26 protein-coding genes and 1 pseudogene are annotated in these 24,584 nt (G+C 55.0%); 12 read left to right on the top strand and 15 right to left on the bottom strand.

Translation table 11 applies throughout. The features are described from left to right. The first annotated feature begins 208 nt into the window (after positions 1–208). The gene (locus ACJTMZ_RS06055) at positions 209–1,771 is read left to right on the top strand and encodes a peptidoglycan-binding protein (RefSeq protein WP_252010854.1); all 1,563 of its coding nucleotides are present in this window, start codon (positions 209–211) and stop codon (positions 1,769–1,771) included. Then, complete coding sequence (locus tag ACJTMZ_RS06060; protein WP_015571004.1) at positions 1,771–2,409, top strand: hypothetical protein; 639 nt, start codon at positions 1,771–1,773, stop codon at positions 2,407–2,409. Before ACJTMZ_RS06055 ends, ACJTMZ_RS06060 begins: the two co-directional genes overlap by 1 nt. Here ACJTMZ_RS06060 and ACJTMZ_RS06065 read toward each other — a convergent pair. The 3 genes from ACJTMZ_RS06065 to ACJTMZ_RS06075 all read right to left on the bottom strand — a co-directional run bounded on the left by ACJTMZ_RS06065 (position 2,406) and on the right by ACJTMZ_RS06075 (position 4,449). After that, positions 2,406–3,029, bottom strand: a complete 624-nt coding sequence (locus tag ACJTMZ_RS06065; protein WP_023303371.1) for a helix-turn-helix domain-containing protein — start codon at positions 3,027–3,029, stop codon at positions 2,406–2,408. The genes ACJTMZ_RS06060 and ACJTMZ_RS06065 overlap by 4 nt on opposite strands. A gap of 269 nt (positions 3,030–3,298) precedes the next feature. Beyond that, positions 3,299–4,129, bottom strand: coding sequence for an N-acetylmuramoyl-L-alanine amidase (locus ACJTMZ_RS06070; protein WP_023303370.1), 831 nt, complete (start codon positions 4,127–4,129; stop codon positions 3,299–3,301). Next, positions 4,126–4,449, bottom strand: a complete 324-nt coding sequence (locus ACJTMZ_RS06075; RefSeq protein ID WP_006174327.1) for a heavy metal-binding domain-containing protein — start codon at positions 4,447–4,449, stop codon at positions 4,126–4,128. The genes ACJTMZ_RS06070 and ACJTMZ_RS06075 overlap by 4 nt, the downstream gene beginning before the upstream one ends. A gap of 97 nt (positions 4,450–4,546) precedes the next feature. On the opposite strand from ACJTMZ_RS06075, the gene ACJTMZ_RS06080 reads away from it, so the two are divergent. The 6 genes from ACJTMZ_RS06080 to artJ all read left to right on the top strand — a co-directional run bounded on the left by ACJTMZ_RS06080 (position 4,547) and on the right by artJ (position 9,072). Beyond that, the gene (locus ACJTMZ_RS06080) at positions 4,547–5,065 is read left to right on the top strand and encodes a lipoprotein (RefSeq protein WP_252010855.1); all 519 of its coding nucleotides are present in this window, start codon (positions 4,547–4,549) and stop codon (positions 5,063–5,065) included. Positions 5,066–5,291: 226 nt separating this feature from the next. After that, positions 5,292–6,020: an arginine ABC transporter ATP-binding protein ArtP gene (gene artP / locus ACJTMZ_RS06085; RefSeq protein WP_006809439.1), complete on the top strand. Its 729-nt coding sequence runs from the start codon at positions 5,292–5,294 to the stop codon at positions 6,018–6,020. A gap of 18 nt (positions 6,021–6,038) precedes the next feature. Further along, entirely contained in the window at positions 6,039–6,770 is a 732-nt protein-coding gene (gene artI / locus ACJTMZ_RS06090) for an arginine ABC transporter substrate-binding protein ArtI (RefSeq protein ID WP_006174322.1), read from the top strand. A 6-nt stretch (positions 6,771–6,776) separates the two neighbouring features. After that, entirely contained in the window at positions 6,777–7,493 is a 717-nt protein-coding gene (artQ, locus tag ACJTMZ_RS06095) for an arginine ABC transporter permease ArtQ (RefSeq protein WP_003858367.1), read from the top strand. After that, entirely contained in the window at positions 7,493–8,161 is a 669-nt protein-coding gene (gene artM, locus ACJTMZ_RS06100) for an arginine ABC transporter permease ArtM (RefSeq protein WP_003858369.1), read from the top strand. Before artQ ends, artM begins: the two co-directional genes overlap by 1 nt. A 179-nt stretch (positions 8,162–8,340) precedes the next feature. Further along, complete coding sequence (gene artJ / locus ACJTMZ_RS06105) at positions 8,341–9,072, top strand: arginine ABC transporter substrate-binding protein ArtJ (RefSeq protein ID WP_015571008.1); 732 nt, start codon at positions 8,341–8,343, stop codon at positions 9,070–9,072. A gap of 76 nt (positions 9,073–9,148) precedes the next feature. Here artJ and ACJTMZ_RS06110 read toward each other — a convergent pair whose 3' ends face one another. From ACJTMZ_RS06110 to nfsA, 11 genes are all read right to left on the bottom strand, one after another. After that, entirely contained in the window at positions 9,149–10,618 is a 1,470-nt protein-coding gene (locus ACJTMZ_RS06110; RefSeq protein WP_023296194.1) for a sensor histidine kinase KdpD, read from the bottom strand. Beyond that, positions 10,602–11,309 carry a response regulator transcription factor gene (locus tag ACJTMZ_RS06115; protein WP_022650690.1) on the bottom strand — a complete coding sequence of 236 codons (708 nt, stop codon included), beginning with the start codon at positions 11,307–11,309 and terminating at the stop codon, positions 10,602–10,604. The genes ACJTMZ_RS06110 and ACJTMZ_RS06115 overlap by 17 nt, the downstream gene beginning before the upstream one ends. A 112-nt stretch (positions 11,310–11,421) precedes the next feature. Beyond that, positions 11,422–12,558 carry a 23S rRNA (uracil(747)-C(5))-methyltransferase RlmC gene (rlmC, locus tag ACJTMZ_RS06120; RefSeq protein WP_032671250.1) on the bottom strand — a complete coding sequence of 379 codons (1,137 nt, stop codon included), beginning with the start codon at positions 12,556–12,558 and terminating at the stop codon, positions 11,422–11,424. Between the two features lie 40 nt (positions 12,559–12,598). After that, on the bottom strand, positions 12,599–13,096 hold the full coding sequence (locus ACJTMZ_RS06125) for a YbjO family protein (RefSeq protein ID WP_086598616.1): 498 nt from the start codon (positions 13,094–13,096) through the stop codon (positions 12,599–12,601). Positions 13,097–13,138: 42 nt separating this feature from the next. Next, positions 13,139–13,984, bottom strand: a complete 846-nt coding sequence (potI, locus tag ACJTMZ_RS06130) for a putrescine ABC transporter permease PotI (protein WP_003858378.1) — start codon at positions 13,982–13,984, stop codon at positions 13,139–13,141. Further along, complete coding sequence (potH, locus tag ACJTMZ_RS06135) at positions 13,981–14,934, bottom strand: putrescine ABC transporter permease PotH (RefSeq protein WP_252010856.1); 954 nt, start codon at positions 14,932–14,934, stop codon at positions 13,981–13,983. The genes potI and potH overlap by 4 nt, the downstream gene beginning before the upstream one ends. A gap of 9 nt (positions 14,935–14,943) precedes the next feature. Then, on the bottom strand, positions 14,944–16,077 hold the full coding sequence (gene potG, locus ACJTMZ_RS06140; protein WP_017693732.1) for a putrescine ABC transporter ATP-binding subunit PotG: 1,134 nt from the start codon (positions 16,075–16,077) through the stop codon (positions 14,944–14,946). A 143-nt stretch (positions 16,078–16,220) separates the two neighbouring features. Further along, entirely contained in the window at positions 16,221–17,333 is a 1,113-nt protein-coding gene (gene potF, locus ACJTMZ_RS06145; RefSeq protein WP_015571013.1) for a spermidine/putrescine ABC transporter substrate-binding protein PotF, read from the bottom strand. A 350-nt stretch (positions 17,334–17,683) separates the two neighbouring features. Next, positions 17,684–18,160, bottom strand: coding sequence for a YbjN domain-containing protein (locus ACJTMZ_RS06150; RefSeq protein WP_003858385.1), 477 nt, complete (start codon positions 18,158–18,160; stop codon positions 17,684–17,686). A 63-nt stretch (positions 18,161–18,223) separates the two neighbouring features. Continuing rightward, on the bottom strand, positions 18,224–19,126 hold the full coding sequence (rimK, locus tag ACJTMZ_RS06155; protein WP_017693733.1) for a 30S ribosomal protein S6--L-glutamate ligase: 903 nt from the start codon (positions 19,124–19,126) through the stop codon (positions 18,224–18,226). 64 nt (positions 19,127–19,190) lie between these two features. Beyond that, positions 19,191–19,913, bottom strand: a complete 723-nt coding sequence (gene nfsA / locus ACJTMZ_RS06160) for a nitroreductase NfsA (protein WP_015571015.1) — start codon at positions 19,911–19,913, stop codon at positions 19,191–19,193. 186 nt (positions 19,914–20,099) lie between these two features. Here nfsA and ACJTMZ_RS06165 point away from each other — a divergent pair, with 186 nt between their 5' ends. Continuing rightward, a complete protein-coding gene (locus ACJTMZ_RS06165) occupies positions 20,100–20,369 on the top strand; it encodes a GrxA family glutaredoxin (protein WP_006809455.1) in 270 nt (89 codons plus the stop codon). Positions 20,370–20,399: 30 nt separating this feature from the next. On the opposite strand, the gene ACJTMZ_RS06170 is transcribed toward ACJTMZ_RS06165, so the two are convergent. Then, positions 20,400–20,774, bottom strand: a complete 375-nt coding sequence (locus ACJTMZ_RS06170) for an inner membrane protein YbjM (protein WP_017384878.1) — start codon at positions 20,772–20,774, stop codon at positions 20,400–20,402. 274 nt (positions 20,775–21,048) lie between these two features. Between ACJTMZ_RS06170 and ACJTMZ_RS06175 the strand changes: the two genes are divergently transcribed. The 3 genes and pseudogenes from ACJTMZ_RS06175 to ACJTMZ_RS06185 form a co-directional block, all read left to right on the top strand. After that, positions 21,049–22,734: an aspartate:alanine antiporter gene (locus tag ACJTMZ_RS06175; RefSeq protein ID WP_252010857.1), complete on the top strand. Its 1,686-nt coding sequence runs from the start codon at positions 21,049–21,051 to the stop codon at positions 22,732–22,734. 808 nt (positions 22,735–23,542) lie between these two features. Beyond that, positions 23,543–23,866 carry a GIY-YIG nuclease family protein gene (locus ACJTMZ_RS06180; RefSeq protein ID WP_323372657.1) on the top strand — a complete coding sequence of 108 codons (324 nt, stop codon included), beginning with the start codon at positions 23,543–23,545 and terminating at the stop codon, positions 23,864–23,866. Between the two features lie 119 nt (positions 23,867–23,985). Next, positions 23,986–24,516: pseudogene (locus ACJTMZ_RS06185) on the top strand (phage portal protein); the annotation flags it as partial. Positions 24,517–24,584 lie beyond the last annotated feature (68 nt).

Here is a 24,584-nt window from a genome sequence, read left to right on the forward strand (position 1 = left end):
AATATGGAGGAAAATAGTAATAAGCTGTTGCAAACGCGACCACTGACTTCGCCACCAACTTTCATAAAGAAAAATATTGACCGTATAAATTCCAGATGTTAGGCGCAGCCGGCTGGATATTTTTACTCTGTCTGCAAATTGACCGCTCAGGGGCATTACCTTACTTTCTGCTGCTGTTGCTATTCCTAATCAGAGACGGTAAGTCGTTATGTATCAGAGTCACTTTAATTTTAAAAATCCGCCATTCAGGACAATCACCCGTTTATCCGGTGATTTTCTGGTGCCTTATCATCAGGACGTGTTCAACCTGCTGAAAGAGAAAACCCAGCTGGCGGGAATTATCGGGCTTTTTTGCGACGACGCTCCGCTTCTGGGTCAGTTCATCGACGCGCTTAAAGCCAGCAACAATACCGTTCTTGCCATCAACGCGTTTCCCAAACTGAGTGCCAGTAGCCTGCTGTACAAACTCAACCCGGGAACGAAAGCGATTAAAGATCGCATGCAGGCATTGGATGCCGTCCTGCGCCAGTGGCAGGAGGGGAAAGCAAAATCCAGAGTGCTGACGATCGCCCATGCCGAAGCCATGAAGGAGAGCTGCCGTGAAGTCCTGGGAACGCTGCTCACGCGCGCCCAGGAGCTGAACTTCCGGCTCGCCGTGGTACTGACGGGCAATGCGGATCAGGAGATCCTGCTAAAGCAACCTGAACTGCGCGAATATACGCACACGCATCATGCCCTGCGCCCCCTGACCTGCCGCGAATACCTGAGCTATGTTCAGGCCCAGTGCGAAGAACACGGCTGCGAAAACTCGCCGTTGCCGCCTGCCCGCGTGCGCAAAATGCACACGCTAACCAAAGGCAACATCAGCAAACTGAACGCGCTGGCGCACCTGTCAATGCTCGCCGCCTGGACGGAACGCGCGGCCCAGGTCAGCCCACGTCATTTACGTCTGGCGGCGGGAGAGATCCTGCCCGCCCAAAAACACGGTAAGCGCCTGGCGACCGTGGGGCTGTTTGCGTCCGTGCTGTTTGCCGCCTGCGGCTGGTATTTGACCTCATCGATCGGTGCACGCCTGCCGATCCAGCTGCCGGTGCCCGTCAGCTGGAAACAGCAATCGCTAAAAGTCGAAGCGCCCGTAGTGCCGGTTATCGACAACGAAATAGTTAATCAGCCGGATGCGATGCATCAGCTGTATCTCATGTGGGGGTATGACGCCTCGGCCGAAGATGCGCTGTGCCAGAACGCCGCCAAAGTGAACCTGATGTGTAAACAGGGGAACGCGTCGCCGGAGACGCTGGCGCAGGAAGGGTATCCGTGGGTCAGTGAACTGAAAACCAGCGGCCATCTTAACTATGCGGTGATCGCCAGGGTCGGGAACACGTCCATTGACCTGTTAATGAATAACCGGACCTGGCAGGTGAGCCGCAGCTGGTTTAACCGGCACGCGACCGGCAACTTCACCCAGCTGCACCGCCTGACACCGGAAGGTAAAGACGCGATCGGCGCGGCCAGCGACAGCAAAGATATGGCCTGGCTGGATCAGCAATTAAGCCTGGCGCTGAGCCAGCCCGAAACGCATGCCCGGATCTGGACCACAGAGATGATGAAACGCACCCGCGAGTTCCAGCAAAAAATGCATCTGCACGTGGATGGCATCCCCGGCGAAGATACGCTGATGCAGCTGATGCGCGTGACCAACAGCACGCCGGGCGTACTGATTCAGACCACCCGCACCACCCCGGACGCGAAAATGCAGGAGAAGAAAGCCTAATGTCGACCATCTGCCTTGCGGCCCAGCGCAGCTATACAACCGGGGAAGCGGTCTGGTTTTCGTACCGTCTCCCCAGCCTGAAAAACGTATTCGGCAAAACAGCGTTATGGCTGGTCGGGATTTGCGTCATGCTGGTTGTCGGCCTGTATATGCACGTCTACTGGAACCTGCACCACCCGGCGCCTGAACCGGTCAACGCCAGCGTTGCGAAACCGGAAACGCAGCTTTCGGATATGCATTACGTGTACGTGAGTAAACCGTTCCCGCATCCGCAACCTAAAGCTGCGCCAGTGCCAGTTGATGTTCCATCGATGCAGGATCTGCCGATCAACAGTGATGATGGCGACTGGCAGCAAGCGCCCGACGGCGCAGTGCCACACGACGCCTCGCGGGATACCTTACCCGGGACCGAAGCGCATGAGCACGATAACGCTCCCGCCAGCACGGGCAGTGAAGAGTCATCATTAACGGAATTATTTAAGCAGGCGCTAAAAGAGCAGGAGCAGGATTATTCTCAAGGAAAAATTCCCGCGCCGCCGGTTGACGAAACGCAGGATAATTCACAAGCCAGTGTAAAAAACAGTGGAAATAGCCGTTCTCCTTTCAGTGAAAAAGGAGACGGCGGGAGCAGGTATTAATATTTTTCAGGCAGTGCGGTAAGGTTAAGCAGTCGACCTTTTTCCACCACAATATATTGACCCTTTTTCAGATCGGAGAGGATTTTAATAATAGTGCTACGTGCCAGGTTAGTGTATTCCTGAATGTAATCATAAACGTTAATATCACGCTGTTGTTGAACAATCAGGTCGTTAATCTCATATAAAAATTCGCGGACAACGGAATACGCACTGCGGGCAACCAGAACATCATCACGTTTGCTCAGCATGCAGATGTACCAGGAAAGGACTTTGGTCAGTTCTGGCCACAGATTTTTTTCGGTCATCAGCTGGGCGAAGACCTCTTTCTTGATCGAGCGAACAACCGTATTCGTCCGAACAAGGCCGTACATATGGGTGGCGCTGTAATACATTGACGACAGGCCGAAAATGCATTGCCCGGTGACGGTGAACATGCACAGTTCGTCAGATTCACGTCGAAATTCGACTTCACCGCTGACGATAATATGAATATAGCCGGAATCAGAGGTGGAAATTTTCTGCCATTTTTTTAACGTTCTTTCTTCAACGCCTGAGGTTGCAGAAATGATCTTTTCCATTTCATGTTGCGGACGTAATTTTTTTCCATAGATGCTTAACATTGTTATACCCGATTTAAGATGTGATTTTTAAAAAGCATGGCCACGGTGTTGTTACCGAGCCATAAATATTTTTCCTGATGAAAACGTCAAGAATAAACAAAAAAAGAGTGAAGCTTTTTATTAATTCGCCAAATTACTTAGCGCGCTATGTGTCCATCTTAAATCGGGATAATTTTAAGTCAATTAACTAAAAATGAAATGAGTTTGTACTTAGGATTAATCTGATAGGAACTTACGAAAATATACTCATTCGGGGGTAATCCGAAGGTTTACCCCTGTCCGTATTTCTCTAAAAGTGCTTCGGCAATCGCCATGGTTTCCACATCCGCTACGCCATTCCATAACTGCGGACGGAAATGCATCTGGAAAACCATGATGATGCGTTTTTGCTGTTCGGGCGTACTGTTTTCTGGCACCTCGTAACCGTAGCGCGCCAGCAAATCGAGCAGTGCTGCGGTATCAACCTGCTGATAATGTGGTCGCCCGTTGATATAAAAATTCACGCGCCCCGGATCGGGCCAGGCTCCGATACCCTGCTGCGCCAGTTCGCGCCAAGGAAACAGTGGCCCAGGATCGTCTTTACGCTGCGGGGCGATATCCGAGTGTGCCACCACGTTCTGCGGTTTAATGTCGTAGCGGGCGATGATGTCTCTGGCAAGCGGGATCAGCGCCGCAATTTGCCCCGGTTCGAAGGGGGTAAAGGTTTTCACGCCATCGGTTTTCCGCCAGCCGCGGTTTTCCAGCTCAATGCCGACGGAGGTATCATTTATGCGGTTGGTGCCACGCCAGAAGCTGATGCCCGCATGCCAGGCCAGTTCGCTCTCCGGGACCAGCTGCCAGATACGCGGTTTGCCCTGCGGAGCTGGCGGCTTTGCGGGGATGAGATAGTGAGAGCTGACGTTTTTATCGGTCAGGGTCGCAAGCGAGGTGTCGAAATCATCGGCGGTGTAGTGAATAACCAGCACCTTTATACGCGGGTAGGCCGCCTGCGCCTGATGGCGCGTATCCAGCTCGTAGGCGCCTTTATCAACAATGCCCTCTTCCGAGGCGCATCCTGCCAGCAACATCGCCAGCAGGAGGGTTGAGAGCGAACGCTTCATCGACGGGTTTTCACCGCCGTACCGCTTACGCTCACCATCAGCATGCTGGCATCTTTTCCGACCGTTTCGTAGTCGATATCAATGCCCACCACCGCATCCGCGCCCAGCGCTTTGGCCTGCTCGCCCAGCTCCTTAAACGCAATCTCGCGCGCTTTACGCAGCTCTTTCTCGTACGCGCCGGAGCGTCCGCCGACGATATCCCGAATGCCGGCAAAAAAGTCGCGGAAAATGTTGGCGCCCAGTATCGCCTCACCGGTGACCACGCCGCAGTACTCGGTAATCGGTTGACCTTCCAGGGTTGGCGTTGTTGAAAATTGCATACTTTCTCTCCTTCTTTAGCGTTCAATGCGTTAGCGACAGCATTATCGGTTCGTTACGCTATGATTGAAAGGATAGTTAATAAATAAGGAAATCAACATGCGCTACTCTGCTTTAACGCTTTTAGTGCCATGCGCGCTGGTGCTCAGCGCCTGCACAACGCCGGTCACGCCAGCCTTTAAGGATATCGGAACCCGCAGCGGCCCTTGTATTGAGGGTGGCCCGGATGCCGTGGCGCAACAATTTTATGATTACCGTATTCAGCATCGCGGTAATGACCTGACCGCCCTGCGCCCGTACCTGAGCGATAATCTGGCGAAACTGCTCACCGACGCTTCGCGCGATCCGCAGCACAACGCCCTGCTGTCATCCGATCCGTTCTCCAGCCGCGCCACGCTGCCGGACAGCGCCGACGTCGCCAGCGCGTCCACCATTCCAAATACCGACGCACGCAATATTCCCCTGCGCGTGAAGCTTACCCGGGGGACGCAAACCTGGCAGGATGAGGTGCTGATGATCCGTGAAGGCCAGTGCTGGGCAATAGACGATGTGCGCTATATTGGCGGCAGCGTTCATGCCCCGGCGGGCACCCTTCGCCAGTCGATTGAGAACCGCTAACGCCTCCGTTCAATAAACGTTAACCCCGTAAAATGTCCGGCATTTCCTGCGGAATGCCGACATTTATACTCGCCCCCCATTCCCGTCGCTATTTTGTGCTATGTTTAAGAGTAAATACGGGTTATATTTAACTTTTAACGCAGAAATATTGCATAACTATTCTGTCAACGGTACTATCTGCGGCCTCAATTGCTATAGATTGCCTGGATGAGTAAAGACTGCCCCGATGAGTATTAAACTAAACGGCATTAACTGCTTCTACGGCGCACACCAGGCGCTGTTCGACATTACGCTGAGTTGCCCGGAGGGCGAAACGCTGGTTTTGCTCGGCCCAAGCGGCGCGGGAAAAAGCTCCCTTCTGCGTGTTCTTAATCTGCTTGAAATGCCCCGTTCGGGGACGCTGGCCATCGCCGGTAACCATTTTGACTTCGCGAAGACCCCGTCTGATAAAGCGATTCGTGAACTGCGTCAAAACGTGGGCATGGTTTTCCAGCAATACAATCTCTGGCCGCATCTGACGGTGGTGCAAAACCTGATTGAAGCCCCGTGCCGCGTGCTTGGCTTAAGCAAAGACCAGGCGATGGCGCGTGCGGAAAAGCTGCTGGAACGTCTGCGTCTGAAACCGTACAGCGACCGGTATCCTTTACACCTCTCTGGTGGTCAGCAACAGCGTGTGGCGATCGCCCGTGCGCTGATGATGGAGCCGGCAGTGCTGCTGTTTGACGAGCCAACCGCGGCGCTGGACCCGGAAATTACCGCCCAGATCGTGAGCATTATTCGTGAGCTGGCGGAAACCAACATTACCCAGGTCATCGTGACCCACGAGGTGGAAGTGGCGCGCAAAACCGCCAGCCGCGTGGTTTATATGGAAAACGGGTATATCGTTGAGCAGGGTGACGCGAGCTGCTTCACTAACCCGCAAACCGATGCCTTCAAAAACTATTTATCTCACTGATGTGTTAGGGAAATTATAATGAAAAAAGTTTTGATTGCCGCGCTGCTTGCTAGCGTCAGCCTTTCCGCTACCGCAGCCCAGACCATCCGTTTCGCCACTGAAGCGTCCTACCCTCCGTTTGAATCCATTGATGCGAACAACAAGATTGTTGGCTTCGACGTGGACCTGGCAAACGCCCTGTGTAAAGAGATCGACGCGACCTGTACCTTCAGCAACCAGGCGTTCGACAGCCTGATCCCAAGCCTGAAGTTCCGCCGTATCGACGCCGTAATGGCCGGAATGGACATCACTCCGGAGCGTGAAAAGCAGGTTCTGTTCACCACCCCTTACTATGACAACTCGGCCCTGTTCATCGGTCAGAAAGGTAAATACGCCTCCGTTGACCTGCTGAAAGGCAAGAAAGTCGGCGTGCAGAACGGCACCACGCACCAGAAATTCATCATGGATAAGCATCCGGAAATCACCACCGTGCCGTATGACAGCTACCAGAATGCGAAGCTGGACCTGCAAAACGGTCGTATCGATGCGGTGTTCGGGGACACGGCTGTCGTGACCGAATGGCTGAAAGCGAACGACAAGCTGGCCGCCGTGGGTGACAAGGTGACCGATAAAGACTACTTCGGTACAGGTCTGGGTATTGCCGTACGTCAGGGCAATACCGAGTTGCAGCAGAAATTCAACGCTGCGCTGGAAAAAGTGAAGAAAGACGGCACCTACGAAACCATCTACAAAAAATGGTTCCAGAAGTAATTCCTGATGAATGAAATTTTTCCTTTAGCAAGCGCCGCCGGGATGACCGTCGGCCTTGCCGTTTGTGCACTGATTATCGGCCTCGTACTGGCGATGTTCTTTGCGGTGTGGGAGTCCGTTAAGTGGCGCCCTGTCGCATGGCTCGGTTCAGCGCTGGTGACTGTGCTGCGTGGACTGCCGGAAATTCTGGTGGTCCTGTTTATCTATTTCGGCTCCTCACAGCTGCTGTTAACGCTGTCGGACGGCTTCACGATTAATCTCGGCTTTGCGCAGATCCCGGTGCAGATGCAGATTGAGAACTTCGACGTCAGCCCGTTCCTGTGCGGCGTGATTGCGCTCTCCCTGCTCTATTCGGCCTATGCGTCACAAACGCTGCGCGGCGCGCTGAAAGCGGTACCGCAGGGTCAATGGGAATCCGGCCAGGCGCTGGGTCTGTCGAAAGCGGCGATCTTCTTCCGCCTGGTGATGCCGCAGATGTGGCGTCATGCCCTGCCAGGGCTGGGTAACCAGTGGCTGGTACTGCTGAAAGATACCGCGCTGGTGAGCCTGATCAGCGTGAACGATTTGATGTTGCAAACAAAAAGTATCGCCACCCGTACGCAGGAGCCGTTTACCTGGTACATCGTCGCGGCGGCTATCTACCTGGTGATCACGTTGCTGAGCCAGTACGTTCTGAAGCGTATTGATCTGCGCGCAACGCGTTTTGAACGGAGACCAGGCTGATGCTGGATTATTTACCCGAACTGATGAAAGGGCTGCACACCAGCCTGACGCTGACCGTCGCGTCTATCATCGTGGCGCTGATCCTGGCGCTGATCTTCACCATCGTCCTGACGCTGAAAACGCCGGTGCTGGTGTGGATTGTACGTGGCTACATTACGCTCTTCACCGGAACGCCGCTGCTGGTGCAGATCTTCCTGATTTACTACGGCCCGGGCCAGTTCCCGTCGTTACAGGAATATCCGGTTATCTGGCATCTGCTCTCTGAGCCATGGCTCTGCGCCCTGATTGCCCTCTCCCTGAACAGCGCGGCCTATACCACGCAGCTGTTCTACGGTGCCATTCGCGCGATCCCGGAAGGCCAGTGGCAGTCCTGCGGGGCGCTGGGCATGAGCAAGAAGGATACGCTGGCGATCCTGCTGCCTTATGCCTTTAAGCGCGCCCTCTCTTCCTATTCCAACGAAGTCGTGCTGGTGTTCAAAAGTACCTCCCTGGCCTACACCATCACCCTGATGGAAGTGATGGGCCACGGACAGCTGCTGTACGGACGCACCTACGACGTGATGGTGTTCGGTGCGGCGGGTCTGGTCTATCTGGTGGTCAACGGTCTGCTGACCCTGATGATGCGTCTTATCGAGCGTAAGGCGCTGGCGTTTGAGCGCAGAAATTAATCGACCTAATGCATAAAGCTGTTTTCGTAGTGCGGGTAACCTGATGGGTCACCCGCATTTTTTTATGCATTAAATAATATTTAATCATCTTTATTGCATATAAATTCATTGAGTGGCATTGTACATCCATGCCGCAGACACGGCGCATAATGACAAGATTGACAGACGGGAGCATTACAATGAAAAAGTTAGTTCTGGCCGCATTACTCGCAACCTTCGCCGCTGGCGCATCCGCCGCCGATAAAATCAATTTCGGCGTTTCTGCCACCTATCCGCCGTTTGAATCGCTGGATGCCAGCAACCAGATCGTCGGCTTCGACATCGACCTGGCGAAAGCGCTGTGCAAGCAGATGCAGGCCGACTGCACCTTTACTAACCACGCATTTGACAGCCTGATCCCGTCCCTGAAATTTAAAAAGTACGACGCGGTGATCTCCGGCATGGACATCACGCCAGAGCGCAGCAAGCAGGTCGCGTTCACCGACCCGTACTACGCGAACTCTGCGGTGGTGATTGCGAAGAAAGGAGCTTATAAATCTTTCGACGAGCTGAAAGGCAAGCGCATCGGCATGGAGAACGGCACCACGCACCAGAAATACCTCCAGGACAAGCATCCTGAAGTGAAAACCGTGGCCTACGACAGCTACCAGAACGCCATTATCGACCTGAAAAATGGCCGTATTGATGGCGTATTTGGCGACACCGCGGTCGTGAATGAGTGGCTGAAAACCAACCCGCAGCTGGGTACAGCGACGGAGAAAGTGACCGATCCGCAGTATTTCGGCACTGGCCTCGGTATTGCCGTGCGTCCGGATAACAAGGCTCTGCTTGAGAAACTGAACGGCGCGCTGAAAGCGATCAAAGCTGACGGCACATACCAGAAAATCAGCGAGCAGTGGTTCCCGCAATAACCTTTTTTGCCGGGTGACCTGGCCTACGGGGGTAGTCTGTAGGCCGGGTAAGGCGAAGCCGCCACCCGGCAATTTCTTAAAGCGGCACAAAGAACCTGAACCGTGCCCCGCTCACGGACTCCATCAGCCTGATCCCCCCGCCGTGCAGCTCCAGCATTCTTTTCACGATTAACAACCCTAACCCGCCCCGGTGCTCCCGCGAGGCCTGTGGATTTAACGCTGACGGACGCTGGAACAGATCGTCCCGTAATGCGGCATCAACACCCGTTCCGCTGTCGGCCACTTCAACCTGTAACCGGTCGTTCTCCTGCCACACCGCCAGACGAATGTCTCCACCTGCTGGGGTATGGCGTATCGCATTATCCAGCAGATTCGTCACCACCCGTTCAATCATGGAAACATCGGCCAACACCTGCGGCAGCGGACCCGGGACGTCAATGTGCAGATTTAACTCACGCGTGCGGGCAGCGAGTTCAAACTTTTGCGCCACGTCGGAAATCAGTTCAGCCATGGCAAAACGCTCGCGCTGGGGCTTGATGCCGCCGTGCTCAAGACGCGCCAGCTCGAACAGCTGCTGCGACAGATGGCGTACCTTTTGCCCCTGACGCAGCGCGGTAGCGAGGTACTGCTGATGCTCCTGCGGCGACAGCGTTGCGGATTTCAGCGACAGCGTTTCCAGATAACCCAGCAGCGACGTCAGCGGGGTGCGTAAGTCGTGCGAAATGTTGGCGATAAACTCCCGGCGCTGGCGGTCGCTGTCGGCCAGCCGATCCCACTGAGAGGTGATTTTGCGCGCCAGCTCGATAAAGGTATTGCGCAGGATCGCCACTTCATCCTGGCCGGCAGGCTCAAGCGGCTGGGCCGCCAGCTGCTTAATCGCGCTGATGCTGTCCTGCTCCAGCCCGGCCACGTCCAGCGTGAGCTCTTTAACCGGGCGCGTCACCCAGTACCAGAGCAGCAACCCCGCCAGCAGACCAAACAGCGCCACCAGCAGCATCGACCACAGCGCCGTACTCCAGAGCGCTTTGTGCCAGGCCATCTCCGCCAGCGCGTTGGACTCCTCCCCCTGCAAAATAATGTACAGATACCCCTTCAGCTCACCGTCCTGCCGCAGCGGGGTGGCGCTGAAGACTTTCTTATTCTGGCTTCGGGGATCGTCGCCAAACACCGGCATCACTGTCCCGCTGAGGAAATTCTGTATCGGCGCAAGGTCAATTTTTTGCCGCTGAATGTGCCCCGGCGGGGCGGCATCGGCCAGGATATCGCCATCTGGCGAGACAACATACAGCTCGACGCTCGGATTAAAGGTCATCAGCCGGTCGAACAGCGGTTTTAAGGCGCTGCGATCCACCCTGCCCTGCGCATCCAGAATCGCTTCCCGCTGCACAATCTGCTGCGCCAGCCCACCGGAGAGCCGCTGCACCATCGCATTGCCGTACTGCATGCTACTGTAGAGCTGCACCGCACAGGCGACGGTGGCGCAGAGCAGCAGTAACGCCGTAAACAGCAGCGTCAGGCGCTGGCTCAGGCTAAAGCGACGCATCATGATTCTGCTCCGCAAATTTGTAGCCTTTGCCCCAGACGGTGCGAACGATCTCCGGCTCGGCGGCATCTTTCTCTATTTTAATGCGCAGGCGGTTAATGTGGGTATTGACGGTGTGTTCGTAGCCTTCGTGCTGATACCCCCATACCTGCTCCAGCAGTGCCAGCCGCGAAAAGACCTCTCCGGGATGGCGGGCAAAGAAATAGAGCAGTTCAAATTCGCGCGGGGTGAGATCGACGTGTTGACCGTTAAGGCGCACGGTGCGCGCCAGCGGATCGATAGTCAGTCCGTGCGCCTGAATAATGCCGTCCGTCTGCGCCTGGCCCATCGCCTGCTGACGGCGAAACAGCGCCTTAATGCGGGCAATCAGCTCCTGCACCGAGAAAGGTTTTGCCAGATAATCATCCGCCCCGGTTTCCAGGCCGGTAATACGGTCAGTTTCACTGCTGCGGGCGCTAATGATGATAATGGGCAGGTAGCGGGTCATCTGGCGGATACGGCGGCAAATCTCCAGACCATCGACATTCGGCAGCATCAGATCGAGGATCACCGCGTCCCACGGCTGTGTTTCAAGACGCTGTAAGGCGTTGCCCCCGTCGGGCTCGTGGGTAATGGCGTAGCCTTCATCTTCCAGATTAAGACGCAGGAGTGCCGCGATATCGTGGTCGTCTTCTACCAGCAGGATCTGCTTCATGGGTAAGCCTTCAATCATTTGTTATGACGTAAGCTTACCTGATTTCGAGCGGGGGAAGAGTTCACATTTTGTTGAACATTGTGCGGGGTTTATGCCGGGTGGCGGCTTCGCCTTACCCGGCCTGCGCTTTGGTTAACAACGTCAACACTTCATAATGGGCGGTATGGGGGAACATATCGAAAAGCTGAACCCGCGCAATGCGGTAGCCCGGCAGGCTGGCGATATCCTTCGCCATGGTCTGCGCGTTACAGCTGGAGTAGACAATGTACTCCGGCGCCATCTGGCTCAGGTAGTCGCAGAGCGCCTGGCCGATACCCCGGCGCGGCGGGTTCACCAGCACCAGCTCCGGCACGTTGCCCTGTCCGGTGGCGAACCGGGTCGAGTCCAGCGCCTGAAAGTGCAGATTCGTCAGCCCCAGCTCTGCGGCGGACTGCTTCGCGCAGGCAATCGCTTCGGCGGAAATCTCAATTCCGGTGAGCTGCATGTCTGGCGTGGCACAGTGCAGGCCAAAGCCGCCGACGCCGCAGAACAGATCCCACATGTGATGAACCTGTAACGCACGCACCCAGTCGCGCGCGGTGGCATACAGCGCGCTGGCGACGGTGGGGTTAGTTTGAAAGAAGCTTTGCGGACGGATCCACAGCGGCACGCCGTTAAAGCTCTCCGCCAGCGCATGCTGTTCGGTGAAGAAAATCTCTTTTTCCCCTTCCATGATCGCCATATGCACCGGCTGAATATTTGCGGTGATCACCTTGAGCTGCGGAAGCTGTTCCTGCAACCCCGGAAGCGCCGCGCGCAGCTGCTCCAGCTTGTTTTCCGAACGCAGCACAAAGCGCAGCATCATCCCGCCGTCGATCTGGCTTTCGGTCAGCAAAAGGTATTTCAGCTCGCCGCGCCTGCGGGCAACGTTATAGGGCGTTAACCCCGCCCGGGCGATAAACGGCTTCAGCGCGCTAAACACCGGCTCAAACGAGGCGGGATACAGCGGGCAGTCGGTTAAATCTTCCGGGGTGCCGTCGCGGTGCAGCATCCCCAGCAGCGGCTTTTCAACGCTGCCGCTGACCACCATTTTGGCTTTATTGCGAAAGCCCTGTTCCGGGCCACTGACGGGTGCGCACCACTCGCCCACCGCATGTGCTGTCAGCAGCTGTTGCAGGTCGGCCATTTTGGCGGTGAGTTGTTGAGAGACCGGCTGTTCTATCCACTGACAGGAGCGGCAGCGTCCGGCGTCATAGAGTGCGCACTGCATATGAAAACCTTAAGAAACACGAGGGCTGCGATTATACACATTATTGCAGGCGGAAGAACCGCCGACTGGAAGCCGGGAGATAAAGCAGGCAGAGCACCAGCATATCCGGCAGTTTTTGCATCACCAGTGAATGGAAAATCTCACGTCGCGACTCACCGGGTATGCTGAACAGCTCCGGATAGCCATAGCCCAGCGAGGCGGCCCACAGGTAGCTGGCGGCGGTGATCTGCGTCAGCAGATACACCCAGCGCGCCCAGTTGCGGCCTTTCACCAGCGAGAACGCACAGTAGATCTCAATAAACACCAGCATCAGGCTGCTGAGAAACACCAGCGTCAGATTCCACGTCTGCGCGCTGCGGTGAATAAATTCCCCCATTCCGCGCGGACCCAGCGTGTTCATTATCATCAGCACATCCAGGCAGCGGATCATAATAATGGCGAGCGCCGCCACCTGCACCAGTGCAGGGACGTTCGGACGAGCGTGCGAATGACGTGTTTTTTGTAAGAATCCCAATGTTTTTACTTCCCTGAAAAACAGTGCCGCGTCATACGCGGCACATCACTGGAAATAGTAATTCCTTCAGCCGCGTCTTGCACGCTGGATATCGCGCACACGCTGTTTTTCCGCGCGCGCCATCAAATACCAGGCGATAAATCCGACAATTCCGACCACGCCAAGGATGATGGACGCCAGGGCGTTGATCTCCGGATTCACCCCCATCCGCACGCTGGAGAAGACCAGCATCGGCAGCGTCGTCGCGCCCGGCCCCGACACAAAGCTGGCGATAACCAGATCGTCGAGCGAGAGCGTGAACGCCAGCAGCCAGCCGGAGATCACCGCCGGCATAATCATCGGCAGCGTGATGATGAAAAAGACCTTCAGCGGCGTTGCGCCGAGATCCATCGCCGCCTCTTCAATGGAGCGATCCAGCTCGCGCAGCCGCGAGGAGATCACCACCGCCACATACGCCGTACAGAAGGTGACATGTGCCAGCCAGATGGTGAGCATCCCGCGATCCGCTGGCCAGCCGATGGCGTGCGCCAGCGCGACAAACAGCAGCAGTAGCGACAGGCCGGTGATGACGTCCGGCATAACCAGCGGGGCGGTGATCATAAACGCGAAACCATTCGCCCCGCGGAAACGGCCAAAGCGCACCATCACCAGCGCGGCGATAGTGCCCAGCACGCAGGCCATCGTCGCCGCCAGCGCCGCAATGGTCAGGCTCAGCCCCACCGCGCTCATCATCGCATCATCGTGGAACAGCTCGCTGTACCAGCGCGTGGACCAGCCCGCCCAGACGGTGACCAGCTTAGAGCTGTTGAACGAGTAGATCACCAGCATCAGCATTGGCGCATACAGGAAGGTAAAGCCGATAATCAGGATCGCAATTCGCCACGGGGAGCGTACTACCGGTAAGTTGTTCATCCGTGGTCTCCCATCTGTTTCTGCTGATGTTTGTGGAACCACATGATCGGCACGATCAGCAGCAGTAACATGACGATCGCCACCGCCGAGGCCACCGGCCAGTCGCGGTTATTGAAGAACTCCTGCCACAGCACGCGGCCAATCATGATGCTGTCCGGGCCGCCGAGCAGTTCCGGGATCACAAACTCCCCGACCGCCGGGATAAACACCAGCATCGATCCGGCGATGATCCCGCCTTTGGTGAGCGGCACAATGACGCTGAAGAAAGTCTTCAACGGGCGTGCGCCGAGATCCAGCGAGGCTTCCACCAGCGAGTAATCGATTCGCGTCAGCGCAGTATAGATTGGCAGCACCATAAACGGCAGATAGGCATAGACAATCCCGATATACACCGCAAGGTTGGTGTGCAGGATCGTCAGCGGCTGGTCGATGACCCCAAGCCACAGCAGGAAGTTATTCAGTATGCCGTTATTCTTCAGGATCCCCATCCACGCGTACACGCGGATCAGGAACGACGTCCACGACGGTAAAATGACCAACAGCAGTAAAATATTTCGCGTCGACGGCTTGCTGTGCGCCACTGCCCACGCCAGCGGGTAGCCCATGAACAAGCAGCAGATCGTTGAAATAGCCGCAACCTGTAACGACTGCAAATAGGCTTCGAAATAGAGCGGATCGTCGGTCAGTTGCAGGAAATTACCGAGGTTTAAGGTCAGCGTCAGCTGCCCGTCGGCCCACTCCCACAGATCGGTATACGGTGGGATCGCCCGCGCCATCTCCGCCAGGCTGATCTTAAAGACGATCAGGAACGGCAGCAGAAACAGCAGGATCAGCCAGATATAGGGCATGGCGATGACCAGCTTGCGGCCATGCGCCATCTGCATGCGCGCCAGCCAGAGCGCGAAACCGCCCGGTTTTTTGACGCGGGCTGGAGGTTCAAGTGTGCTCATGACCGCTCCTTATACCGTCAGGACTACGCAACTGTCCGCATCCCAGCAGAGGCTCACTTCGTCGCCCCAGGTTGGCTGTCCCTTGCGATACCTGTGTTCGTTCTGTAACTGGGCGCTGAGCATCTGGCCGCTTTTCAGGCGCACATGGTAAATCGACAGATCGCCGAGATAGGCAATGTGCACCACTTCGCCCACGGCAAAGTTATAGCCATCGGCGGGCGGCTCATCGCAAAGCATGATTTTTTCCGGGCGCAGGGCAACGTAAACCGGCACGTTGTCCACTACGGAGTTATCAGAATCAACCTTCAGCGGGTGCACCAGCCCCGGCGATTCAATCACCAGACCGTCGTCCTGGCGTTCCTTCAGTAGCCCTTCGAAGACGTTTACCGAGCCGATGAACTCCGCGCTGTAGCGGGTTGTCGGGTGTTCATAGATCTCTTCCGGCTCGCCGATCTGCACGAACTTACCGCGATTCATGATCGCAATGCGCCCGGCCATGGTCATCGCCTCTTCCTGATCGTGGGTCACCATCACGCAGGTCACCCCCACGCGCTCGAGGATATCCACCACTTCCAGCTGCATCCGGTCGCGCAGCTTTTTATCCAGCGCGCCCATCGGCTCGTCGAGCAGTAATAATTTTGGTCGCTTCGCCAGACTTCTTGCCAGCGCCACGCGCTGACGCTGGCCGCCGGAAAGCTGATGCGGCTTACGCTTCGCAAACTCCTGCATATGCACCAGGCTCAGCATCTCTGCCACGCGCGCGGTGATTTCGGCTTTCGGCAGTTTGTCCTGCTTCAGGCCGAAGGCGATGTTCTGCTCAACGGTCATGTGCGGGAACAGGGCATAGGACTGGAACATCATGTTTATGGGCCGCTGGTACGGCGGCACGCTGGAGAGGTCTACCCCATCCAGCACGATCTGCCCGGCGGTAGGCTGTTCAAAGCCTGCCAGCATACGCAGCAGTGTGGATTTGCCGCAGCCCGATGCGCCGAGCAAAGCAAAAATTTCACCTTTGTAGATCGTCAGGCTGACATCGTCCACGGCATGCTGGCCGTCGAAGGATTTGGTGAGGTTACGAATTTCAAGAAGCGGGGTCAGCGCTTTACGGACTTTCGCCTGCGGGCGGGGGATCGCGTCATTCACGGGGTGCTCTCCGGCATAGATCAACACTGGTGCAAACGCACCGTCAGGGTGCGCATCGCCGGGCGGCACTAACGCTTGCCCGGCCTACGGGATCTGTCGGCCCGGTAAGCGACAGCGCCACCGGGCAACGATATCAAACGCCGTTACTTACCGCTTTTCACCTTCGTCCACGCGCGGGTACGCACACGGTCAATTTTCGGTTCCTGCACTTTCAGGGTGAAGAGCTTGGCAAACACATCGGCTGGCGGGTAGATCGCCGGATTATTGCGGATTTCTTCGCTCACCAGCGGCACGGAGGCCTTGTTACCGTTGGCGTAGTAGACGTGGTCGCTGATGTGGGCAATCACCTCCGGACGCATCAGGTAGTTGAGGAACTGATACGCTTCCTCTTTATTTTTCGCATCAGCCGGCATCGCGAAGACGTCGAAGAACGCCAGCGCCCCCTCCTTCGGAATGAAGTAGGAAACATTCACGCCGTTTTTCGCCTCTTTCGCGCGGTTCGCCGCCTGCCAGACGTCGCCCGCCCAGCCGATGGCCACGCAGATATCCCCGTTAGCCAGGTCGTTGATGTACTGAGAGGAGTGGAAGTAGCGAATATTCGGACGCAGCTTCAGGAGCAGGTCGGTTGCCGGACCGGTGTAGTCGTCGGCCTTGCTGCTGTTTGGATCTTTGCCGAGATAGTTAAGCACGGTGGCGAAAATCTCTTCCGGCGCATCGAGGAAAGAGACGCCGCAGCTTTTCAACTTCTCGAGGTTTTCCGGCTTCAGCACCACGTCCCAGCTGTCCAGCTTGACGTCCGGGCCCAGCGCCGCTTTGACTTTATCCACGTTATAGCCAATACCGGTGGTCGCCCACAGGTAAGGCATCGCGTATTTATTCTCCGGATCGTGCTTCGCCACCAGCTTCAGCACGTCCGGATCGAGGTTTTTCCAGTTCGGTAATTTGCTCTTGTCCAGCGGCTGGAAGACACCGGCGGTCAGCTGACGCTCCAGGAAGCTTGCCGACGGCACCACCAGGTCGAAACCGGTGCTGCCCGCCATCAGTTTGCCTTCCAGCACTTCGTTGGAATCGAATACGTCGTAGACAACCTTAATGCCGGTCTCTTTTTCAAAATTCGCGACGGTGTCCGGCGCAATATAGTCAGACCAGTTATAGACGTGCAGCGTTTTTTGTTCCGCAGCGAGCGTGCCGGCAGAGACGGCCATCAGAGCACCCGCAACCAGACCCGATAACCATTTTTTATTCAAGGCGATCATATTGTTATTCCTTCTGAAAGTTCGTTAACAAACGAACCAAAACTGTGCAGCCTGAAGATATGCAATAATCATGCATAGTTTGTCGCTCTGCCCGAAATAAAATACCCCCCTCTTCCCGGCAGGTTCCGCTCGCTTTTCTAAGCACCGCAAGAATAACTCTAGCCCGTGTCTCCGGCTATAGCCCAGACGAAAAAACGCCTTTTATCAATTTTTTATGCAGATTATGTCTACGTGATAAGCCTAAACGGCCGGAGAGGAGGTGAAAAACTCTTTAAAGAAAGGTTAAAAGCAGCAGAAAAAATGGTGTTATGCAGCCGCTCTGGCAGCGACTGCGCAAAAGTCAGACAGGCTTAGTGGAGAAAATTGGGAGATGCATCATTATTCTCGGCATCATCTTCCGCGCTATACAGCAGGTGATGTGCGTTGGCTTCCATCATTACCATGGAAATTTGCTCTTCGCTCAGGCGCATAAACCAGGCGAACTGCTTGAAGGAGAGCCCCGCGCCGGAGAATAAAGACTGGCAAACCACCAGCTTTGGCAGATTATCATCCTGTATGTCGAGAAACGCTTTCACCGTCAAAGAACTGGCGTTGATCGCTGACAGATCAGACGCCAGCGCCAGCAGCGCAGAAGGCTTTACTTCAGCCAGCGCCGAGAACAGGATCACGTCGTTAATCAGATCGATTTTGGCATCGAAAATGCCATCGAAATTTTGCATGTGAGGCAGATGCAGCGCCTGGCAGGAGTCGCATTCGAAGAAAGTAATACCGGCATCATCGAGCCATTGACGTAACGTATCCAGTGTAGGTACGACCTGTAAATCCATCGCTGTGCAGCCTCTTAAATAAAAACGTTGTCCAGATTACGCAAAAAGTGCGCGCCGATCCATTTAACCGCCCGTTTTCAGGCAAAATCCCGGCGTCGCATGGCGTTCAATCCATGCGATCATTTTACCTGCAATATCGACGCCTGTGGTTTTTTCCACCCCTTCCAGCCCCGGCGAGGCGTTGACTTCCATCACCAGCGGCCCGCGCCCGGCACGCAGCAGATCGACCCCCGCCACGTCCAGGCCCAGCGTCTGCGCCGCTTTCACCGCAATCTCGCGCTCGCGCTCGCTAATAAGGGCCACCCGCGCGATACCGCCGCGGTGCAGGTTAGAGCGGAAGTCTCCCTCTTTTGCCTGCCGCTCTATGGCGGCCACCACCTCATCGCCCACCACAAAGCAGCGGATGTCGCACCCGTTGGCCTCTTTAATATACTCCTGCACCAGAATATGGGCATTCAGACCGCGAAACGCGTCGATCACGCTTTCCGCCGCCTGACGCGTCTCCGCCAGTACCACCCCAATACCCTGCGTACCTTCCACCAGCTTAATAACCAGCGGCGCACCGCCCACCATGTCGATTAAATCGCTGGTGTCGTCCGGGGAGTGGGCAATCCCGGTGACGGGCAGATCGATCCCCTGGCGCGCCAGCAGTTGCAGCGAGCGCAGCTTATCGCGGGCGCGGGAGATCGCCACGGACTCGTTGAGCGGATAGCTTCCCAGCATTTCAAACTGGCGCAGCGCAGCCGTGCCGTAATAGGTTATCTGGGAGCCAATGCGGGGAATTACCGCATCAAAATGCGGGAGTTTGCGGCCTTTGTAATGAATCGACGACGCCGCAGGGTCGATGTTCATATAGCAGGACATCGGATCGAGGATTTCAATCTGATGTCCGCGTTTCGCCGCCGCTTCTCGCAGGCGTTTACATGAATAGAGCGTTCCATCCCGGGACAATATGGCAATTTTCACCCTGCACCTCTCTAAAGACATGGTAAAAGCCTGCCTATCATACACGAGGCGCAGGAGGAATGGACTACCGCGTTGCCCAGCCCTGTTTGTGCAGGTAATCAAGAATGAACGGGCGGTTCTCCTTGATGATGGTGCGACGAATATGGTCGCTCCAGGTGTCGCGGCGGTTGTTGCTGTCGCGCGTCAGATAGTAGTTCGCCAGCTCTTCATCGTATTGATGCAGAACGTCCTGGTCGACCGGCTGGTAGTGGTTTTCATGCACCAGCATCGCAGCAGGAATGCGCGGCTTCAGATCCGGGTTATCCGCCGGCCAGCCGAGGCACAGACCAAACAGCGGCAGCACGTGTTTCGGCAGCTTCAGCAGTTCCGTCACGCTTTCGATGTTGTTACGCAGCCCGCCAATATAGACGCCGCCAAGCCCCAGCGATTCCGCCGCCGTGAACGCGTTTTGCGCCATCAGCGCCGTATCCACCACGCCCAGCAGCAGCTGTTCCGCCAGCCCCAGCTCGGCCTCGGGGCAGATTTGCAGGTGACGGTTAAAATCGGCGCAGAACACCCAGAACTCAGCCGCCTGGGCAACGTGCTTTTGTCCGCCCGTCAGCGTTACCAGCTGCTCACGCATCGCCGGATCGGTGATGCGGATAATGGAGCTGCACTGCAAAAAGCTGGAGCTGGAGGTGCCTCTTGCGCTGTCGATGATCGCTTCCCGCTGCGCCTGGGTAATCGGCTCATCGGTGAAATGGCGAATGGAACGGTGGGAACGAAGCAGGTCAATGGTTGGCGTCATTTTGTCTCTCTTTGTGTTGCGTAAAACGTATGGCAGCCAGTATAGGCAATGATCTACCTGATGTAATTGGCGAAACATAGCCTGACTGTATCAAAGTGACAGGTGAAACCTTCTTTCCATGACGGCAGGTTATCGTGCACTATAGGCGCTATTCGCCGTCAGGCTTGTTTTTTTGAGGAGAGAGAAATGTTTGCAGTAATTTTTGGTCGTCCAGGATGCCCTTACTGTGTACGCGCGAAAGAGCTGGCAGAGAAACTGACTGAAGAACGTGATGATTTCAACTTCCGTTACGTGGATATCCATGCGGAAGGCATCACTAAAGCCGATCTGGAAAAAACCGTGGGTAAACCGGTTGAAACCGTGCCGCAGATCTTCCTCGATCAGAAACACATCGGCGGCTGCACCGATTTTGAGGCCTACGCCAAAGAACACCTGGGCCTGTTTGCGGCTCAGTAATGCGAAGACGCCCTCCCCCTGAGGGCGTTTTTATTTACGGTGCTTCCTCTGTTGCAGCAGGCTGCGCGTAAATAAGAAACAGAGCGCGCCCAGCGCACACCAGAAAACGCCACTCAGTAGCCACGCCACTTCCTGCCAGACGCTTCTCGACGAGAGAAACAGCACGCGCATCAGAAGCAGGCAGAGCGGGGCCGCAAGCATTGCCCCAATAAGCGGCATCACCACCTCGCCTTTACGCGAGAGAAAACCAGCGACTACCCCCGGCAGGATGAAGAACAACAGGCCCAGCTCGGGATGACCGGACGCTCTGAAGGCGCCTTTCACGTTAAAAGCGAGCGACATGCAAACGACCGTAAACAGCAAAAAACAGCTGATTACGCCAGCCCAGTTTCGTTTAAAGTTCAAACTATCCTCCTGACTTATCTCTATCAAATACAAAAATCGTCCGGTGGACGCCCAGTCAGATAAAGCAATGCGGCAATCCTTGCCAAAGCACGCACAGAAGTCGTGCGATAATAGGTGGCTGTCGGTAGCTATTACGATTAAACTAACCGACTGCTAGTGTTTAGGGTATTTATCAGGAAGCAGGGAGATGCAAAGTGATTCCCTGACTCTGAAAACAGTAGCCCAAATAGTCCTTTCATTCAACAACTTACTGGTAAACAAGAAGTTAGCCTCCGTGAATATAAACGTCGCAGACTTGTTAAATGGGAATTACATCCTGTTATTATTTGTGGTACTGGCGCTGGGCCTTTGTCTGGGTAAATTACGCCTGGGTTCAGTTCAACTTGGTAATTCCATTGGCGTTTTAGTCGTCTCCCTGTTATTAGGTCAACAACATTTCAGTATTAACACGGACGCGCTTAACTTAGGTTTCATGCTGTTTATTTTTTGCGTAGGCGTGGAAGCCGGTCCGAACTTTTTTTCCATTTTCTTCCGAGACGGCAAAAATTACCTGATGCTGGCGCTGGTGATGGTCGGCAGCGCCCTGCTGATTGCGTTAGGGCTGGGCAAACTGTTTGGCTGGGACATCGGCTTAACGGCCGGTATGCTGGCAGGCTCGATGACCTCCACGCCGGTGCTTGTTGGCGCGGGGGATACGCTTCGTCATTCTGGCATGGCAGGCATGCAGCTTTCCTCCGCGCTGGACAACCTGAGTCTGGGCTATGCCCTGACCTATCTGATTGGTCTGGTGAGCCTGATTGTTGGCGCGCGCTATCTGCCAAAACTTCAGCATCAGGATCTCCAGACCAGCGCCCAGACCATCGCCCGCGAGCGCGGCCTGGACACGGACTCCAAACGTAAAGTTTACCTGCCGGTGATCCGCGCCTACCGCGTCGGGCCGGAGCTGGTTGCCTGGACCGACGGGAAAAACCTGCGCGAGCTGGGGATCTACCGTCAGACCGGCTGCTACATCGAACGTATCCGTCGTAACGGCATTCTGGCAAACCCGGACGGTGACGCGGTGCTCCAGATGGGCGATGACATCGCCCTTGTTGGCTACCCGGACGCCCACGCGCGTCTCGATCCGAGCTTCCGCAACGGGAAAGAGGTGTTTGACCGCGACCTGCTGGACATGCGTATCGTCACCGAAGAGATTGTGGTGAAAAACCACAACGCCGTGGGCCGCCGTCTGGCACAGCTGAAGCTGACCGACCACGGTTGTTTCCTCAACCGCGTGATCCGCAGCCAGATTGAAATGCCTATCGACGATAACGTGGTGCTCAATAAAGGCGATGTGTTGCAGGTCAGCGGCGATGCCCGACGGGTTAAAACCGTTGCCGACCGTATCGGCTTTATCTCGATCCACAGCCAGGTGACGGACCTGTTAGCCTTCTGCGCCTTCTTCATTGTCGGCCTGATGATCGGGATGATAACCTTCCAGTTCAGCAACTTTAGCTTCGGCATTGGTAACGCAGCCGGTCTGCTGTTCGCCGGGATCATGCTGGGCTTCCTGCGAGCGAATCATCCCACCTTCGGCTATATCCCTCAGGGGGCGCTGAACATGGTGAAAGAGTTCGGTCTGATGGTCTTTATGGCGGGTGTCGGCTTAAGCGCCGGGAGCGGCATTGGCAACGGCCTGGGCGCGGTCGGCTGGCAAATGTTGGTTTCCGGACTTATCGTCAGCCTGGTACCGGTGGTGATCTGTTTCCTGTTCGGCGCCTACGTGCTGCGCATGAACCGCGCCCTGCTCTTCGGCGCGATGATGGGCGCGCGCACCTGCGCACCGGCGATGGAGATCATCAGCGACACCGCGCGCAGCAATATCCCGGCGCTGGGCTATGCAGGCACGTACGCAATCGCCAACGTGCTGCTGACGCTGGCGGGTACGCTGATCATCATTATCTGGCCAGGACTCGGATAAATCTCAAGTTTGCGTGTGGCTGAAAAAATTTTCGTTACGCGCAGAACTTTTTACGCAGGGTGCAGTCATAACTAGTGCCACTGCTTTTCTTTGATGTCCCCAATTTGTGGAGCCCATCAACCCCGCCGTTTTGGTTCAAGGTTGATGGGTTTTTTGTTGCCTGAATTTCGTGTCCTTAGGGAAAAAGCTACAGGCAAAGTCTTTCTACGCCGTTTCAATCGCATATATTAGTTCAACCAGCTCAACCGCACTCACATCCTCCCAGCGCAGGTAGCTCGTCAGTGAGCTTGTTCCCGAATCTTGCCCTAAAACACGCTGGCATATTGCCTGGTGGTCGACGGATGCAGATACCCATACAGCACCGCTCTACTGACAAAAGTAGGTCGAACCTTTTAACCCATCCCTCTGAATACGCTTCTTCCACGTATCAACCTGCTGTGTCGTCACTTTTAAGCTCATATATTCCCCTAAGTAAATCAAATAATCCCAGTTGATGATCCCATAAAATGCCCGTATAAATTAGTGCGGGAAATATCAATGTTTAATTTTTATTCTGACAAAACATTTAACAGAGCGGAGGTTATGAGTCGACCGACACCCATTCCCGCAATCAACGGAGTCTATTTTTGGTGGTTCATAGAAATCCCGGCAAGCGTTCCCATAGAAGGTTGCCTAACTCATGATGGGCTAACTCTGTTTTATGTCGGTATTTCTCCCGACAAAAAAGGAAACCTAATAGTAGAGCCAATCTCAAAACACACTACAGTGGAAATGCCGAAGGCTCTACGCTGAGACGCACACTAAGTGTATTGCTTGCGGCAGTGAGCAATTATCCTCTTCGTCGGGTTGGAAGGGAAACAGAACGACGCTTACCTATGTAGGGGAACAATGGTTCGATCTTTGGATGGAAAAGATTGCAAAAGTATACTGGGTAGCATACGAAGAACCTTGGATGCCGGAAGAAGTGCTGATAAGTAGTATTCCGCTCCCATTAAACATTCAAGGTAACACTCATCCTTTAAAGCCGTCGCTCTTAGCAATGCGCAGCAAAGCTTTGGCAGAAGCCAAACTAATGGAGATCGCGAACGAAACAGGATTTAGCAGACGTAAGGTCGTGGAGATTGTTGATTAAACTGTGATGACAGAATAGTTGGCTAAGAAGCCCGCTGCTGCGAGTTGAGAAAGATAAAAGGCACAGCGCAAGCGGCGAACTAGGCGCATTAAGTTAACTGTTCTGACATTCCTTTCGAGTTTGTGCAGCACGATATGTCCACACAGCCCTATCAGCTCAACAATGATATCATTTTCACCTTATGGAGCAAGACCTGAACCTAGAAATTTATGGTCTGCCGGAATATTTGTCCGCTATTCCTTCAGCCCGGCTGAACGAGTCCTCCACCATGTTACGCCGCAAGTATTACACCAACGGCAGCAATGCGGGCTTAATCATGTACATGACCGACGCCACGCAAAAACAGTAGGACATGAACAATATCCGCTAGGCCATGAAAAGCGCTAAAGGCCCGGCAACTTCCGCACCTATTTATGTACTCGTCCAATGGCAAATAGGATGGCATTCAGATCATCCTGCTATCAGAGGTAGCTGTAAAGGATGAGTTTCTGAACATCAAGAACGTGAGCCGCGAAGACATGATGGCGGCACACCGAGTGCCGCCGTAGATGATGCTGATTATGCCTAGCAATGTTGGTGGGTCAGGAGATGTGGAGAAGGCGAGTATGGTATTTGTTAGAAATGAATTATCACCATTACAGAAAAAGTGAAGAACTCAATATATAGTTAGATATGAATGTTATAAAATTCGAGGATTATTATTTTAAATAAAAATTAA

This window comes from Enterobacter sp. DN (assembly GCF_046054285.1).
GTDB classification, from domain to species: Bacteria; Pseudomonadota; Gammaproteobacteria; order Enterobacterales; family Enterobacteriaceae; genus Enterobacter; species Enterobacter hormaechei_C.